We start from the raw sequence: 15320 nt of genomic DNA on the forward strand, positions 1-15320 counted from the left end.
CCGAATCCGTAAGGCCTTTCACTTGGGTCCGTACCGATTCCGACGACGCGAGACCCGACGGCATTCGACGGCTGCCGACCGTCCACGACCTCCCCGCCCCAGCTCGGCGCCCCGTCGCGTCGCCTTCGGGTGAGCGCCGTCACCCGTCTCGGCCACCGGTGCCCTGACCCACCTCCGCATCGATCCGGGGACGGCTAGGCTCGATGTCTGTACGTCGTCCGTGCGGCCCGGGGAGGTAGCGGTATGACGCAGGCGCGGCCGGGACCGGCGGCCTCGGCCTCACTCTGGGAGCGCGAGGCGGAGATCGCGGATGTCGCACAGGCCGTGGACGCGCTGCGCGCGGACGCCTCGTCCTCGGGCAGTCTGCTGGTGTTCGGCGGCGAGGCCGGCATCGGCAAGACCGCACTGCTCGCGGAGGCCCGCAGGATGGCCGAGGCCAAGGGCTGCACGGTCTGGTCGGCCCGCGGCGGCGAGACCGTCACCTCCGTCCCCTTCCACGTCATACGGCAGCTCCTCCAGCCGGCCATCGTCTCGCTGATGCCGGAAGAGGCCCGCGAATACCTGGGCGACTGGTACGACATCGCCGGCCCTGCTCTCGGCATCGCCGAGCCGGGCGACCGCCAGGCCGACCCGCAGGGCGTGTGCGACGGACTGGTCGCGGCCGTGCGGCGGCTGGCCAAGCGCGAGTGGCCGCTCGTCCTGATGGTCGACGACGCGCACTGGGCCGACCAGGAGACCCTGCGATGGCTGGCCGCGTTCGCCGAGCGCCTCGACGACCTGCCCGTCCTCGTGGTGGTCGCGCGCCGCCCCGGCGAGGTCACCGGCGAGCGGGCCCTTCACCTCGACGCCGTCGCCGCCGCGGCCCGCCCGATCGTCACCCTCAGCGCGCTGACCCCCGACGCCACCGCGGGACTGACCCGCGCCACCCTCGGCGAGCACGCGGACGCCCCGTTCTGCCGCGAGGTGTGGGCGGTCACCGGCGGCAACCCCTACGAGACCGTCGAACTCCTCGCCAAGGTGCAGGACACCGAGCTGTTACCGGTCGAGGCGTCGGCCGCCGAACTGCGCGCCCTGAACCGCTCCGCGCGCGGCCGCGGACTCGTCGCCCGCCTCGAAGGGCTCGGCATCGACGCCACCCGCTTCGCCTGGGCGGCCGCGATACTCGGCACGGGCATCTCCCTCGACCTCGCCGCCCAGCTCGCCGGAATGCCGCGCGACGAGGCCGAGCGCTGCGCCGAACTGCTCGGTGTGGCCCGCATCCTCACCGACGTCGAACCCGCGAACAGCCAACTGACCGGCAGTGAGCTGGAGTTCGTGCACCCCCTGATCGCCAGCGCCGTCTACCGCTCGATCCCCGACGCGCTGCGCACCGCGATGCACGGCCAGGCCGCCTGGGCGGTCACCGAGTCGGGCCGCGGCGCCGCGGCCGCCTCCCGCCACCTCCTCGAAGTGCACCCCGACGACGACCCCGAAGTCGTCGAGCAGATGCGCGAGGCGGCCCGCGAACACCTCGCCGTCGGCGCGCCCGACGCGGCCCGGCGCTGTCTGGAGCGCGCACTCAGGGAGCCCCCGCTCCCCGAGGTCCACGCACGCGTGCTCTACGAGCTGGGCTGTGCCACCCTCCTGACCGCGCCCGCCACCACGATCGGCCATCTGCGGGCCGCGCTCGAACGGTCCGGCCTGGCGGGCGACCTGCGGGTGGACGCCGTCTTCCGCCTCTCCCAGGCACTGGTCCACAACAACCAGTTGGACGAGGCCGTGCGCACCGTCGACGCGGAGGCCGCCCGGCTCGACCCCGGCCCCGCCCGGATGCGGCTCCAGGCCGTCCACTACATGTGGGAGGGCATCCACGCGGGCGAGGACCACGTGCCGGGACGCTCCCGGGGGCTCGCCGAACTCGCCGGGACATGCACCGGACGGGACAACTCCGAGCGGGCGCTGCTGATACTGCGCGGCTTCGACGCGATGACCCGGGGCGAGAACGCCGAGGAGGTCGTGGAACTCTGCGACCGGGCCCTCGTCAACGGCCGCCTGGCACCCGGACTCGGCTGGACCGACACCGAGTGGGGCGTCGAACTCCTCATGATGCTGGGGAGTTCGTACGCCTACACGGACCGGCTCGACCGGGCGGAGAGCCTTCTCTCGGAGGCGCTGCGCTCGTACACGTCCGCCGGCTGGAGCGGCGGCCATCTCTCCCTGGCGCACGCCTTCGTCGGCCTCGCCCACCGCAGGCGGGGCCGTCTGCGGGACGCCGAGACCACCCTGCGCGAGTCACTGCGCATCGCCGAGCGGGTCGGGCGCGGGCTGCCCCTGTACTGGTCCGCGACCTGTGGACTCGTCGACACCCTGCTCGCCCGCGGCGACGTCCAGGAGGCCTGGGCGATCGCCGAGCAGTACGGCTTCGCACCGCCGTACCCGACCACGATCGTGCTGCCCGACACCCGCTCCGTACGCGGTCGGCTGCTGATCGCCGTCGGCCGGGTCAAGGACGGCATCAACGAACTGGAGGCCGCCGAGAAGGCCTCCGCGGTGCGGGGCCACCACAACACGGTGATGGCACCCTGGTCGATCGACCTCGCCCGCGCGCTCGCCTCGGAGGACCCGGTGCGCGCCGCCGCGCTGGCCGTCGACGCCCGGCGCCGGGCCGAGCGGTTCGGCACGGACACCGCCATCGGCGAGGCACTGCGCTGCGCCGCGGCCCTCGAGTCGGGCCAGCGTGCGGTACGCCTCGCGGCGCAGGCCGTCGCCTGTCTGGAGGCCTCGCCCTGCCAGTACGAACACGCGGCGGCCCGTGTCGAGTACGGCATCGCGGCGCGCTCGGTCTCGGAGCTCAACAAGGGTCTGACACTGGCGCGTTCGTGCGGGGCCGACGGGCTGGTCGCGAAGGCGGAGGAGGTCCTGGCGACGGGTCGGGGACTGCGGTAGCCCTCCGGCCGGCCGCCTTCCGAGAGGCCCGTCCGCCGGCGTGCCCGGGCTCACCGGAACGGACGGTCGCGTGTCCTGCGGTCGGTCGGGTGTCAGGCGGCCGGTCGCGCGTCAGGTGCGGTCGTGCGGCGGACGCGGTGCGGCACGCCACGCGTCGCGGGGATCGCTCAGGCTTCCCCCGAGGCCTCCGCCGCGTCGCGTTCACCGGGTCCACCGTGTTCGTCGCCGTCCGGTTCACCGGGCCCGTCGAGCCCGTCGAGCACCCGCTGGGCCACCGCGAAGGCCGCATTGGCCGCCGGGACACCGCAGTACACGGCCGTCTGGAGCAGCACGGCCCCGATCTCCTCGGGGGTCAGTCCATTGCGGCGCGCCGCCCGGACGTGCATCGCGAGTTCGTCGAGGTGGCCGTGTGCCACGAGCGCCGTCAGTGTGATCAGGCTGCGCTCGCGGCGGGACAGCGTCGGGTCCGTCCAGATCTCCCCCCACGCATAGCGCGAGATGAAGTCCTGGAAGCGGGCGGTGAACGGGGTCTGCCGGGCCTGCGCGCCGTCCACGTGCGCGTCGCCGAGAACAGCGCGGCGCACCTCCATGCCGCGTGCCGGGTACCCGTCGAAGTGCCCGCGCAGCGCGGCGAGTACGGCCTCCGGCCGCTCCGCGGGCGCCAGGTGCGAGGCACCCGCGATCTCGACGAGCGAGGCGCCGGGCACCGCGTCCGCGATCTCCCGAAGGTGCGCGGGCGGCGTCGCCGGGTCCTCGCGGCCCGCGACCAGCAGGGTCGGCGCGGTGATCGACGCCAGACGGTCGCGCAGGTCGAAGGCGGCGAGCGCGTCGCAGCAGGCGGCGTACGCCTCCGGATCCGCGTTCCGCTGGTCCTCGATCAGCCGTAGAACGCTGAAACCGGGCGTGAACCAACGGGAGTTCGCGCTCTCGACGAGCGCGGCCAGTCCCTCCCGGCGCACGGTCCGCGCGCGCTCCTCCCAGGGACTGGAGCCGTTGAAGTGGGCCGAGGAACAGATGACGGCGAGGGCGGCCACCCGGTCGGGGTGGTGCACGGCCAGGTGCAGACCGACCGCGCCGCCGAGTGAGACGCCCGCGTAGGCGAACCGGTCGATGCCGAGCCCGTCGGCGAGGGCCAGGACCAGTGCGGCGAGGTCGGCGACGGTCGCGCCGGGCCCGATCAGGTTCGCGGGCGAACCGCCGTGCCCCGGCAGATCCCAGCGCACCACCCGGTGGCTGACGGACAACTCGGGCGCGACCTCGTCCCACAGGGCGGCCGAGGTGCCGAGCGAGGGGCCGAGCAGGAGCGGGGGAGCGGAGGCGGGTCCCTCGACGCGGTGGTGGGGCAGCTTGCCTTCGGGCGGGGTCTTCAACGTCGCTCCAGAGCACGGTCGGTGAGGGCTCCGGCGGAGCCCGTGTAGCGGGTCGGGTCGGTGAGTTCCACCACGTCGACGTCCTTCAGCCGCGGTTCCTCGCCCAGGACGTCCGCGAGGGGACGGCCCTCGGCGACGGCCCGTTCGGCGGTTCGGGTCAGCAGTTCCCTGGCGTGGTGCCGTCCCAGCACGGGGGCGAGTTCGACGGCCAGCCGCTCCGAGACGATCAACCCGTGGGTGAGACCGAGGTGTTCACGCATGGCGTCCGTGTTCACCCGCAGCCCTTCGGTCAGTTCTGCGGCGCCACGGGCGGCGCCGCCGACCAGCCGCAGCAGCTCGCGCAACGGCTCCCACTCGGCGTGCCAGGCACCGGCCGGCCGCTCGTCCTCGGCGGCCATCGACGCGTACAGCGTGGCGGCGAGCCCCGGTGCGCGCCGGGCGGCGGCCGCGATCAGCGTGGCCGCCACCGGGTTGGCCTTGTGCGGCATCGCGGACGAACCGCCGCCGCTCCCCTCGGCGACCTCGGCGATCTCGGTACGGGAGAGGGTGAGCACGTCGGCCGCCGTCTTGCCGAGGGCGCCGGCCGTCAGGGCCAGTGCCCCGGCGAGATCACCGACCGGGGTACGAAGGGTGTGCCACGGCAACGCCGGTTCCACGAGCCCGAGTTCCCGGGCGTACGAGGCCACGAGGAGCTGCGGGTCGTCGGCGCCGAACGCGCTGAACGCGGCCAAGGTCCCTGCCGCTCCGCCCAGTTGGGCGGGTAGGCGCAGACCCGCCAGCCGGTCCCGCGCGTCCAGGACCAACGCGCGCCACCCCGCCGCCTTCAGCCCGAAGGTCGTCGGCACCGCGTGCTGCGTGAGCGTCCGTCCCGGCAGCACCGAATCCCGGTGGGTGGCGGCGAGTTCCCGCAGCGCCCGCGCTGTGCGCTCGAGGTCTTCCAGGATCGGCCGCAGCGTGCGCCGGGCCACCAGCATCATCGCGGTGTCCATGATGTCCTGGCTGGTCGCGCCCCGGTGGACGTACGGTCCGTACTCGCCGCCCACGGCCGCTGTCAGATCCGCGACCAGCGGGATCACCGGGTTGCCGCCCTCCCGGGCGCGCAGCGCGATCGACCGCGTGTCGAGGTCCGTGGCGGTGACGGCGGACAGGGCCGACGCGGCGGGGGCCGGGGCCAGCCCGAGTCCGGCCCAGGCCCGCGTCAGCGCCGCCTCCGCGTCGATCAGCGCTTGCAGGAACGCCCGGTCCGAGGTCGAGGACGACGCGGGGGAGCCGGCCCATCCGGGGGCGAGCAGACCGACGTCGGGATCGCCGGAGTCGCCACGGTGGTTCCGGCCGGCAGGATCGGGGGGATCGGTGGAATCGGCGGGGCCCGCGGGACCGGCCGGGTCGGCAGCTGTCACTGGAACTCCAGGAAGACCGTTTCGCCTTCGCCCTGAAGACGGATGTCGAAACGGTACGTGCGGTCCGGCCCGCCGGCCGCGATCAGCGTGGCGCGCCGGTCGGCCGGGAGCGAGTCGAGCAGCGGGTCCGGGCCGTCGGCGAGGTACGCGCGGGTGAAGAGGTGGTGCGTCAGACCGCGGGCGAACACGCACACACCGAGGTAAGGCAGGCCGGCGTTGCCCGGCGGCAGCGTACGCAGGGCCCAGTGCCCGTCGGCGTCCGTACCGACCCGGCCGAAGCCCGTGAAGTCGACGCCGTTGCGGCCGAGGAAGCCTCCCGTCGAGGGGTCGCGGCGCATCGAGCCGGGGGCGCCGGTCAGCGAGCCGTCGGGTGCCGCCTGCCAGAAATCCAGGAGGGCGTCGGGCACCGGGCTGCCCGCGCCGTCGGACACGTACCCGTGGACGGTGATCGTGTCGGGGTGCCCCGGGGGCGCCACCTGCTCGCCGCCCGGGAAGGGCAGCGCGTGGCCGTAGAAGGGGCCGATGGTGTGGGACGGGGTGGGGAGCAACCGCTCGGTCATGCTCAACGGCCTTCCTCGATCCAGGTGGCGGAGGGACCGTCGAGGACGATGTCCCACGCGTAGCCGAGCGAGAACCCGGGCTCGGAGAGAGCGTGGTCGTAGGCGGCGATCAGCCGGTTGCGGGCCGCTTCGTCCGTCACGGACCGAAGGATCGGGTCGTACGGGAAGAGCGGGTCGCCGGGGAAGTACATCTGCGTCACCAGGCGCTGGGTGAACGCGGAGCCGAAGACGGAGAAGTGGATGTGCGCGGGCCGCCACGCGTTGGTGTGGTTCCCCCACGGGTACGGGCCCGGTTTGATCGTCGTGAACCGGTACCGCCCCTGATCGTCCGTCAGAGTCCTTCCCACGCCGGTGAAGTGGGGGTCGAGCGGCGCCGGGTGCTGTTCGCGCAGGTGCGCGTAGCGGCCGGCCGCGTTGGCCTGCCAGATCTCGACGAGCTGGCCGCGAACCGGCCGCCCGTCGCGGTCCAGCAGCCGGCCGGAGACGGTCATGCGCTCGCCGGCCGGCTCGCCCCGGTGCTGCCGGGTCAGGTCGTTGTCGATCTCGGTGATGTCGGTGACGCCGAAGACCGGACCCGACAGCTCGACCGTCTCCGGGTCGCCGCCGGCGACCGCGACGAGCGGTTGTCGGGGGTGGCGGAGCAGGGAGCTGCGGTACGGGGGGTAGTCGCGCGCCGGATGATGCATGACCGGAGCGCCGCCGGCGACCGCCTTGTCGTAGGCGTCCTGGCGGTCCTTGATCTCGGCGTCGATCTCCGACTGGGTGGGGGCCATGCGGGGGCTTCCTATCGTTCCAGGGAGGAGGAGGCGGAGAGGGCGGGGGCGGGGCCCTGGCCGTCTCCGATGCACAGGGCGGGTGCGGGGGCGAGGAGTTCCCGGACGGTGTGCGCGGCCGGGTCGCCGGGGAGGCCGGTGGGCGGCGAGCCGTCGTCCCTGCGGAACGGGGCGCGGACGGCGTCGACGACGTACACGTCCCTCATGACAGCTCCCGCGGGGTCCGCAGCCCGGCGCCGGTTCTGGCGGCGACCTCCCGCGCGGTGACACCGGGCGCCGTCTCCACCAGGACGAGACCGTCGCCGGTGATGTCGAGGACACCGAGGTCGGTGATGACCCGGTCGACGCAGGCCTTGCCGGTGAGGGGCAGCGCGCACTCCTGGAGGATCTTCGGCGAGCCGTCCTTCGTGGTGTGGGTCATCACCACGATCACCCTCCGGGCCCCGTGGACCAGGTCCATGGCGCCGCCGATACCCGTGATCATCTTTCCCGGTACCGCCCAGTTCGCCAGATCACCCCGTGCCGAGACCTGCATCGCACCCAGCACGGCGACGTCGATGTGCCCGCCGCGGATCATCGAGAACGACAGCGCCGAGTCGAAGTAGGAGGCGCCGGGCAGGACCGTCACGGTCTCCTTCCCCGCATTGATCAGATCCGGATCGACCTGGTCCTCGGTGGGGTAGGGGCCGGTGCCCAGGATCCCGTTCTCCGACTCCAGGACCACCTCCACACCCGCGGGCAGATGGTTCGGAATCAGCGTCGGCAGCCCGATCCCCAGGTTCACGTACTGCCCGTCGCGCAGTTCCCGCGCCGCACGCGCCGCCATCTCCTCACGACTCCACGCCATCACGCACCCACCGATCGACCGGCCGCGGGACGGGAAACCGTCCGGTTCTCGATCATCTTCGCGCCCGCCTGCTCCGGGGTGAGGGCGACGACGCGCTGCACGAAGACGCCGGGCAGATGCACCGCGTCCGGATCGATCTCCCCCGGCTCGACCAGTTCCTCGACCTCGGCGACCGTCACCCGCCCGGCCGTCGCGGCCAGCGGGTTGAAGTTGCGGGCGGACTTGTTGAACACCAGATTCCCGTGCCGGTCCCCCCTCGCGGCCCGCACCAGGGCGAAGTCCGTGCGGATCCCGCGCTCCAGCACGTACTCGGCCCCGTCGAAGACGCGGACCTCCTTCGGGGGCGAGGCCACCGCCACCCCACCTCGGCCGTCGTAGCGCCACGGCAGCCCGCCGTCCGCGACCTGCGTACCCACCCCCGCCGGAGTGAAGAACGCCGGGATCCCCGCGCCGCCCGCCCGCAGCCGCTCCGCGAGCGTGCCCTGCGGGATCAGCTCCACCTCCAGCTCCCCCGCGAGGTACTGCCGGGCGAACTCCTTGTTCGCCCCGATGTAGGAGCCCGTCACCCGCGCGATCCGCCCGGCCGCCAGGAGCACCGCGAGGCCCGACTCCATCGCCCCGCAGTTGTTGGAGACCACTCCCAGACCGGAGGTCCCGCGCTCGAACAGCGCCCCGATCAGCACATTCGGCACTCCGCTCAGTCCGAACCCGCCCACCGCGAGCGTCGCGCCGTCCGGCACATCGGCCACCGCCTCCGCAGCCGTGGCGACCACCTTGTCCATCCGTGAAGCCCTCTCTCTCCCGAGCGTCCCGTGTCGTCATCGACAGGACGCAATTAGTCAGGGCACTGAGTATTTTTCCAAGGTTTCGTTCACGCTGCCATCCGGCCTTCCTGTCGTCAAGGTGCCTTGAAGTAGCCCGTTCGGGCCCGATCCGTGCAGAAGGCCGTCGGATGCGCGCACGGTGTCGTTCAGTACACTTGCCAAAAAATGCCGGACATACGACCGTGTCGACGACCTCTGGAGCGCATATGGCCGCGGTGGACCTCTCCACCCACCCCGGGCACCTGGCCCGGCGGCTGCAGCAGGCGCACTACCTGCTGTGGAACACGATGGTCTCCGAGGAGATCACCTCGCCGCAGTTCGCGGTCCTGAACGCGCTCGTCGCGGAGCCGGGGCTGGACCAGCGCACGGTGGGGGAGCGGGTGGGCCTGGACCGTTCCACCATCGCCGAGGTCATCAGCCGGCTCGGCCGCCGGGGTCTGCTCGACAAGGTGCGCGACCCGCAGGACGGCCGGCGCTCTCTGCTGCGCCTGACGGACGAGGGGACGCGCACGCACCGCAAGCTCACCGTGCGCACGGCACGGATGAACCAGATCTTCCTGGCGCCGCTCTCCGCCGAGGAGCAGACCGTGTTCTTCGATCTCATCCGGCGGGTGTCGGACGCCGCGGAGGGGCTCCGCCATCCGACGGAACCCCTCCTGGCCCCGAGGTAGGCCGCGCCGGACGCCGCCCGGCGGGCACGGTCGGACACGCCGGGCCCGGCCGTGCTCACGCCTTGGCGAAGACCACCCACACCTGGCCGTTCGCGAAGTTCATCGGAGCGCCGTCGTTCGTCGTGAACTCCGTGCCGTCCGTCGCGGCCGGCCGCTTCCAGTCGGCGTCGAAGACCCGGCCGTCGCGCAGCACCTTCGCCGTCCCCGAGCCGACCGTCTGCGTGAAGGGCGTGTTGTTGCCGAGGACGTCGTGGTACTTCGACTTGAGCAGCTTCACGTACTGCACGACGACGGTCGCCGGAGCCACCCTCTTGCCGTCCGTCGTGACCGTCGGCGTCCCGTCCATCGACACCAGCCAGCGCTTCGTGCTCGCGGACCAGGAGAAGGTGAAGCGGGCGGCCGGGAAACGCACCGTCCGGGACGTCTCCGGGCTGCCGCCCGCGGGGGCCGCGCCGAAACGGAAGCCGGTGGTGAGGGCGGCGGCGCCGGGTGCCGACCGCAGCAGTCGGCCGGGGCGCAGATAGAGATTGTGCGGGGCGGCCTTGGCGGTGTCGCGGTAGTAGGAGTCGGGGCTCTGCTCGGGCGATTCCGGCCGCAGCGGCGCCTTGTCGATGACCGGCAGCAGTTTGTGCTGGGCACCCGAGAAGGCGAGCGTCGGCTCGTCGAACTGGCGCAGCAGCTCCAGGTCGGACTCGCGCGCGCTGCGCACCGGTCCGACCGCCTTCGGCAGCTGGGTCGCGTAGATCGCCATCAACCGGCTCAGGCCGCCCTCGACCTGTTCGGCGTACACGATGTCCGCCGCGTCGAGGCCCGTCTGCGGGCGGGCCGGACCCACGTTGTCGATCTTCACGGCGAGGACGGAGCCGACGCTGTCTGCGCCGGCGTGACCAGGAGTCGGCCTCGGTGCCTGGCTCTGGCCGGGAGTGCGGGCGCGTCCGTCGGCGTTCGGGCCGTCGCCCGAAGTGCAGCCCGTCACCAAGGAACCCGTTGCCGCGACCGTCAGCAGCGCCGCTGCTATCGCGCCGCGCCGCATCGATGCCTTCTGTCGCATGCTCACCGTGCCACCCTGTCCCGTGCCATCGATTATGCGCTCATATGTTCATCGGTGCTCATACCCGCTCGTTCTGAGGTCGTGCGCGGTGAGCGGACCGATCGGCGCACGGATCGATCCGCCGCGGTCGCGAGGGCGAGGTCCGGCCGGCGGGGCCGGTGGACGGAGCCGATGGACGGGGCCGGTGGACGGGACGGGACAACGACCGGACGCGGCCGGACGGGACCGGACGGGATCGGACGAGATCACACGGGACCGGACGGGGTCAGACGGGACCGGGCGGGACCCGGCCGGAGAACCGGGCGCGCGGTCGTCAGCCAGGCGGCCCGAGGATCTCCGCGAGGTCGTACCCCACGGGCTCCTCCAACTGGCCGTAGGTGCAGCTGTCAACGGTCCGGTCCGGGCGCCAGCGGCGGAAGCGGGCCGTGTGGCGGAACCGTACGCCGTTCTCCATGTGGTCGTACGCCACCTCGGCCACCCGTTCCGGCCGCAGCGGTACCCAGGAGAGGTCCTTCTTCGCCGACCACCTGCTGGGCGCGCCCGGCAACCGGGCGGACTCGTGCGCCGACTCCTGCGACCAGGCGGCCCACGGATGCCGCTCGATGTCCTCCATGCGCAGCGGCTCCAGCTCCGCCACCAGCTCGGCCCGCCGCTTCATGGGGAAGGCCGCGCTCACCCCCACGTGCTGGAGGGCGCCCGCGTCGTCGTACAGCCCGAGCAGCAGGGAGCCGACGACCGGGCCGCTCTTGTGGAAGCGGTACCCCGCCACGACGACGTCCGCGGTGCGCTCGTGCTTGATCTTGAACATGGCCCGCTCGTCCTGCCGGTACAGCAGGCCGAGCGGCTTGGCGATCACCCCGTCGAGCCCCGCGCCCTCGTATTGCTCGAACCACCGCCGCGCCACCTCCGAGTCGGTGGTCGCCGGTGCAAGATGGACCGGCGCCGTCGTCCCGGACAGCGCCGTCGTCAGCAGGGCACGCCGGTCGCCGAGCCCCACGTCGAGCAGCGACTCGTCGGCCAGCGCGAGCAGATCGAAGGCGACGAAGGAGGCGGGTGTCCTCTCCGCCAGCGTCCGCACCCGTGAGGCGGCGGGGTGGATGCGCTCGGTGAGGGCGTCGAAGTCGAGCCGGCCGTCCCTGGCGATCACGATCTCGCCGTCCATCACACAGCGCTCCGGCAGCCGCTCGCGCAGCGCCTCCACCAGCTCGGGGAAGTACCTGGTCAGCGTCTTGCCGGTGCGGCTGCCGAGCTCGACCTCGGCTCCGTCGCGGAACACGATCGCGCGAAACCCGTCCCACTTCGCCTCGTAGTGCATGTCCGGCGGGATCCTGGCCACGGACTTGGCGAGCATCGGCTTCACGGGCGGCATCACCGGCAGATCCATGCTTCGATTCTGCGGCGACACGGTGCGGTTCGCCCGGTGTGCGAGGCGGCGGGGGTACGCCTACCGTGGCCCGCATGGGCGAAGCGGTGGAACTCGAGGCAGCCGGCAGGACGGTACGTCTGTCCAGCCCGGACAAGATCTTCTTCCCGGAGCGCGGTTTCACGAAGCTGGACCTCGCCCAGTACTACCTCGCCGTCGGCGACGGCATCCTGCGGGCCCTGCGCAACCGCCCCACCACTCTGGAGCGGTACCCGGACGGAGTCGAGGGCGAGAACTTCTTCCAGAAGCGGGCGCCCAAGAACATGCCCGACTGGATCCCGACCGCCCACATCACCTTCCCCAGCGGGCGCAGTGCCGACGAGATGTGCCCCACCGAGGTGGCGGCCGTGCTCTGGGCCGCGCAGTACGGGACGCTCACCTTCCACCCGTGGCCGGTGCGCGGCGACGACGTCGACCGCCCGGACGAACTCCGCATCGACCTCGACCCGCAGCCCGGTACGGACTACGAGGACGCGGTGCGCGCCGCCCACGAACTGCGCGAGGTCCTCCACGAGTACGGGGACCTGCGCGGCTGGCCCAAGACCTCCGGCGGACGCGGCCTGCATGTCTTCGTGCCGATCGCACCGCGCTGGACCTTCACCCAGGTGCGCCGCGCCGCCATCGCGGCCGGGCGTGAACTGGAGCGCCGGATGCCCGACCGGGTGACCACGGCCTGGTGGAAGGAGGAGCGGGGCGAAAAGATCTTCGTGGACTACAACCAGACGGCCCGGGACCGCACCATCGCCTCCGCCTATTCGGTACGTCCCCGTCCGCACGCCCCCGTCTCCGCGCCGCTGCGCTGGGAGGAGGTGGCGGAGGCCCGCCCCCGGGACTTCGACCTGGCGACCATGCCGAAGCGCTTCGCCGAACTCGGCGACGTGCACGCGGACATGGACGACCACGCCTTCTCCCTCGAAGCGCTGCTGGAACTGGCCGCCCGCGACGAACACGACCACGGTCTCGGGGATCTGCCGTATCCCCCCGAGTATCCGAAGATGCCGGGCGAGCCGAAGCGGGTGCAGCCGAGCCGGGCCAAGCGCGCGGGAGGCCGGGCGTAGACCAGCGGCCCGCCGACGCGGGCGGCGGCCGGCGGGCCGGTCCCGTCGGGCGGGCGGTGTCGGGTCCGGTGCCGGGAGCGCCGATCCCTTCGGACGGGGCGCGGGGCCCGGCGCCGGGAGCGCTCTCATCGGGTGGTTCCCGGGGGCTATCCTGATCGGCAACCGCCGAGGAGGAGCCCTGAGGTGACCGAGACAGCGTCGCGCCCCACACTGGAGGCCGTGGCCGCCAGGGCGGGGGTCTCCCGGGCCACCGCGTCGCGCGTGGTCAACGGCGGCGACGGAGTGCGCGAACCACTCGTCGAACGGGTCCGGCGGGCCGTCGAGGAACTCGGTTACGTTCCCAACCAGGCTGCCCGCAGCCTGGTCACCCGGCGCCACGACGCGGTCGCCGTCGTCATCGCCGAACCGGAGACCAGGGTCTTCGCCGACCCCTTCTTCGGCCTCCAACTCCGGGGCATCAGCAAGGAGTTGACGGCGCACGACTCGCAGCTCGTCCTGCTGCTCACGGAGGGCCGCGACGACCACGCGCGTGTCGGCCGGTATCTCGCGGGCGGACACGTCGACGGCGCGCTCGTCTTCTCGCTGCACCTCGACGACCCGCTGCCCGAGCTGATCCACGGCGCGGGCGTGCCGACCGTGTTCGGCGGACGGCCGGGCTGGGGCGACGGCACCCGCGACGCGGCGGCCCCGGTGTACGTCGACAGCGACAACCGGGGCGGGGCCCGCGCGGCCGTACGCCACCTGGTCGCACTGGGGCGTACCCGCATCGCGCACATCACCGGCGCCCTCGACCAGACCTCCGCGGTCGACCGGCTCGACGGGTTCCGGGACGTCATGGCCGACGCCGACCCACGGCTCGTGGTCGAGGGCGACTTCACGCCCGCGGGCGGCGAGCGGGCGATGCGCGAACTGCTGGAGCGCTGCCCCGACGTCGACGCGGTGTTCGCCGCGAACGACCTGACCGCCTCGGGAGCCCTGCGGGTGCTGCGCGAGCGGGGGCGGCGGGTGCCGGACGACGTCGCGGTGATCGGGTTCGACGACATGCTGCCGGTGGCGGAGCAGACGGATCCACCGCTCACCACGGTCCGTCAGGACATAGAGGAGATGGGGCGGTTGATGGCTCGTCTGCTCCTGCGGGATCTCGACCGGCGTACGGCGAAGGAGAGCGCGGTGCGCGGACCGTCCGACGTGATCCTGCCCACGACCTTGGTACGACGGGCCTCCGCGTAGCCGTCGGAACCGGAACCGGACAGTGGCGGGGTCGGGACCGTGCGCCGACGCCGGGCTGCCGGGCCCGCCGCGGGGCTGTGCGACGACGGGAGCGACGGAGGCCGGTGACGGGCTGTGGGCGGTGACGGGAACGGCGTAGGCCGGTGTCGGGAGCCGTGGGCGGTGAGGGGAGCGACGAAGACCGGTACGGGCCCTGGGCGGTGACGGGAACGGCGTAGGCCGGTTACGGGCCGGCCGGGCCCCGGTGGGGCCGGCCGGCCCGGCTGCTCCCGGCATCACCGCGGTGGGGCTCAGCTCGGCCGCGGAGCGCTCTTGATCACCGCGAAGCGTGCCCCGTACGGGTCGGCGAGCTTGGCCATGCGGCCGACGCCCTCCAGATCCGTGGCGGGCATACGGACCGTGCCGCCCAGCTCCTGTGCCTTGGCGACGGTCGCGTCCGTGTCCGTCACCTCGAAGTACGGCAGCCAGTACGCACCGGACGCGGCCTCGGTCGGGTCGTCGGCGAGCGGGACGACCCCGCCGAACATGTCCGTCTCCTCGGTGCCGGCGGGGTTGATACAGGTGTAGGTGCCGCCGGGGAACGGCGCGGCCGAGGTCTCCCAGCCGAACACGGAGTTGTAGAACGCGGCGGCCGCGGCGATGTCCGGGGTGTAGAGCTCGACCCAGCACAGCGAACCGGGGTCGCCCGCCACGTCGACGCCCTTGGTCCGGGCCGGCTGCCAGAGCCCGAAGGGCACGCCCGCGCGGTCGGCGAGAATCGCCATGTGGCCCTCGCCCATGACATCCATGGGCAGGAAGACCGCACTGCCCCCGGCCTGCTCGGCGGCCTTGGTGGTGGCCTCCGCGTCGGGGGTCTGGAAGTACACCGTCCAGGAGGGCGGGCCCTGTTCGGCGGTGGTCTGCATGCCGCCCGCGACGGTCTTCCCGGCGAGCTGGAAGAAGCCGTAGCCACCGGCGTCGGGCCCCGCCGACTGGAATCGCCAGTCGAAGAGGCCTCCGTAGAAGGAGGTGGCGCCCTCGATGTCGGGTGTGCCGATATCGAGCCAGTTCGGAGCGCCGGAAACAAAGCGGGTGGTGAGCATGAGTGCCCTCCTTTGAAGGGTCCCGTTGTCTGCTCTGCCGAGTCTTGCACCGCCCACTGACAATCGCTGCCGGACGCGGGGCCCGGCGCGGCCCGCGAAGCGAGGG

General features: G+C 72.9%; 14 protein-coding genes. 4 read left to right on the forward strand and 10 right to left on the reverse strand.

Going from position 1 to position 15320, the window contains the following annotated elements; translation table 11 throughout:
* Nucleotides 1-243 precede the first annotated feature (243 nt).
* Nucleotides 244-2925 (forward strand): ATP-binding protein, encoded by a 2682-nt coding sequence (locus OHB41_RS39140; protein WP_266704218.1) that lies wholly within the window; start codon nucleotides 244-246, stop codon nucleotides 2923-2925.
* 167 nt (nucleotides 2926-3092) lie between these two features.
* Here the strand turns inward: OHB41_RS39140 and pcaDC are convergent, their stop codons facing one another.
* The 7 genes from pcaDC to OHB41_RS39175 form a co-directional block, all read right to left on the reverse strand.
* Nucleotides 3093-4295 carry a bifunctional 3-oxoadipate enol-lactonase/4-carboxymuconolactone decarboxylase PcaDC gene (gene pcaDC, locus OHB41_RS39145; RefSeq protein WP_266704220.1) on the reverse strand — a complete coding sequence of 401 codons (1203 nt, stop codon included), beginning with the start codon at nucleotides 4293-4295 and terminating at the stop codon, nucleotides 3093-3095.
* Nucleotides 4292-5587 carry a 3-carboxy-cis,cis-muconate cycloisomerase gene (pcaB, locus tag OHB41_RS39150; RefSeq protein ID WP_266706470.1) on the reverse strand — a complete coding sequence of 432 codons (1296 nt, stop codon included), beginning with the start codon at nucleotides 5585-5587 and terminating at the stop codon, nucleotides 4292-4294. The genes pcaDC and pcaB overlap by 4 nt, the downstream gene beginning before the upstream one ends.
* Nucleotides 5588-5691: 104 nt before the next feature.
* Nucleotides 5692-6255 (reverse strand): protocatechuate 3,4-dioxygenase subunit alpha, encoded by a 564-nt coding sequence (gene pcaG, locus OHB41_RS39155; RefSeq protein ID WP_266704222.1) that lies wholly within the window; start codon nucleotides 6253-6255, stop codon nucleotides 5692-5694.
* Between the two features lie 2 nt (nucleotides 6256-6257).
* Entirely contained in the window at nucleotides 6258-7028 is a 771-nt protein-coding gene (gene pcaH / locus OHB41_RS39160; protein WP_266704224.1) for a protocatechuate 3,4-dioxygenase subunit beta, read from the reverse strand.
* An 11-nt stretch (nucleotides 7029-7039) separates the two neighbouring features.
* Nucleotides 7040-7234 carry a hypothetical protein gene (locus tag OHB41_RS39165; protein WP_266704226.1) on the reverse strand — a complete coding sequence of 65 codons (195 nt, stop codon included), beginning with the start codon at nucleotides 7232-7234 and terminating at the stop codon, nucleotides 7040-7042.
* Complete coding sequence (locus tag OHB41_RS39170; protein ID WP_266704228.1) at nucleotides 7231-7875, reverse strand: CoA transferase subunit B; 645 nt, start codon at nucleotides 7873-7875, stop codon at nucleotides 7231-7233. Before OHB41_RS39170 ends, OHB41_RS39165 begins: the two co-directional genes overlap by 4 nt.
* Nucleotides 7875-8657 (reverse strand): CoA transferase subunit A, encoded by a 783-nt coding sequence (locus OHB41_RS39175; RefSeq protein WP_266704230.1) that lies wholly within the window; start codon nucleotides 8655-8657, stop codon nucleotides 7875-7877. The genes OHB41_RS39170 and OHB41_RS39175 overlap by 1 nt, the downstream gene beginning before the upstream one ends.
* 248 nt (nucleotides 8658-8905) lie before the next feature.
* Here OHB41_RS39175 and OHB41_RS39180 point away from each other — a divergent pair, with 248 nt between their 5' ends.
* Nucleotides 8906-9370, forward strand: coding sequence for a MarR family winged helix-turn-helix transcriptional regulator (locus OHB41_RS39180; protein ID WP_266704232.1), 465 nt, complete (start codon nucleotides 8906-8908; stop codon nucleotides 9368-9370).
* Nucleotides 9371-9425: 55 nt separating this feature from the next.
* Here OHB41_RS39180 and OHB41_RS39185 read toward each other — a convergent pair whose 3' ends face one another.
* Nucleotides 9426-10421 carry a DUF3048 domain-containing protein gene (locus tag OHB41_RS39185; RefSeq protein WP_266704234.1) on the reverse strand — a complete coding sequence of 332 codons (996 nt, stop codon included), beginning with the start codon at nucleotides 10419-10421 and terminating at the stop codon, nucleotides 9426-9428.
* A 313-nt stretch (nucleotides 10422-10734) separates the two neighbouring features.
* The gene (locus OHB41_RS39190) at nucleotides 10735-11805 is read right to left on the reverse strand and encodes an ATP-dependent DNA ligase (RefSeq protein WP_266704236.1); all 1071 of its coding nucleotides are present in this window, start codon (nucleotides 11803-11805) and stop codon (nucleotides 10735-10737) included.
* Nucleotides 11806-11879: 74 nt separating this feature from the next.
* Here OHB41_RS39190 and ligD point away from each other — a divergent pair, with 74 nt between their 5' ends.
* Together ligD and OHB41_RS39200 are read left to right on the forward strand one after the other, a co-directional pair.
* The gene (ligD, locus tag OHB41_RS39195; protein WP_266704238.1) at nucleotides 11880-12902 is read left to right on the forward strand and encodes a non-homologous end-joining DNA ligase; all 1023 of its coding nucleotides are present in this window, start codon (nucleotides 11880-11882) and stop codon (nucleotides 12900-12902) included.
* A 183-nt stretch (nucleotides 12903-13085) separates the two neighbouring features.
* Nucleotides 13086-14132: a LacI family DNA-binding transcriptional regulator gene (locus tag OHB41_RS39200; protein WP_266704240.1), complete on the forward strand. Its 1047-nt coding sequence runs from the start codon at nucleotides 13086-13088 to the stop codon at nucleotides 14130-14132.
* A gap of 290 nt (nucleotides 14133-14422) precedes the next feature.
* Here OHB41_RS39200 and OHB41_RS39205 read toward each other — a convergent pair whose 3' ends face one another.
* Entirely contained in the window at nucleotides 14423-15214 is a 792-nt protein-coding gene (locus tag OHB41_RS39205; protein WP_266704242.1) for a VOC family protein, read from the reverse strand.
* Nucleotides 15215-15320: the final 106 nt, after the last annotated feature.

The organism is Streptomyces sp. NBC_01571 (assembly GCF_026339875.1).
Taxonomy (GTDB): Bacteria; Actinomycetota; Actinomycetes; order Streptomycetales; family Streptomycetaceae; genus Streptomyces.

Bases quoted from the DNA above. Each gene is read 5' to 3' on its own strand.
- OHB41_RS39180 (WP_266704232.1), top strand. From the start codon at position 8,906: ATGGCCGCGGTGGACCTCTCCACCCACCCCGGGCACCTGGCCCGGCGG.
- OHB41_RS39190 (WP_266704236.1), bottom strand. From the start codon at position 11,805: ATGGATCTGCCGGTGATGCCGCCCGTGAAGCCGATGCTCGCCAAGTCC.
- OHB41_RS39175 (WP_266704230.1), bottom strand. From the start codon at position 8,657: ATGGACAAGGTGGTCGCCACGGCTGCGGAGGCGGTGGCCGATGTGCCG.
- OHB41_RS39170 (WP_266704228.1), bottom strand. From the start codon at position 7,875: ATGGCGTGGAGTCGTGAGGAGATGGCGGCGCGTGCGGCGCGGGAACTG.
- ligD (WP_266704238.1), top strand. From the start codon at position 11,880: ATGGGCGAAGCGGTGGAACTCGAGGCAGCCGGCAGGACGGTACGTCTG.
- pcaG (WP_266704222.1), bottom strand. From the start codon at position 6,255: ATGACCGAGCGGTTGCTCCCCACCCCGTCCCACACCATCGGCCCCTTC.
- OHB41_RS39205 (WP_266704242.1), bottom strand. From the start codon at position 15,214: ATGCTCACCACCCGCTTTGTTTCCGGCGCTCCGAACTGGCTCGATATC.
- OHB41_RS39140 (WP_266704218.1), top strand. From the start codon at position 244: ATGACGCAGGCGCGGCCGGGACCGGCGGCCTCGGCCTCACTCTGGGAG.
- OHB41_RS39165 (WP_266704226.1), bottom strand. From the start codon at position 7,234: ATGAGGGACGTGTACGTCGTCGACGCCGTCCGCGCCCCGTTCCGCAGG.
- OHB41_RS39185 (WP_266704234.1), bottom strand. From the start codon at position 10,421: ATGCGACAGAAGGCATCGATGCGGCGCGGCGCGATAGCAGCGGCGCTG.
- pcaH (WP_266704224.1), bottom strand. From the start codon at position 7,028: ATGGCCCCCACCCAGTCGGAGATCGACGCCGAGATCAAGGACCGCCAG.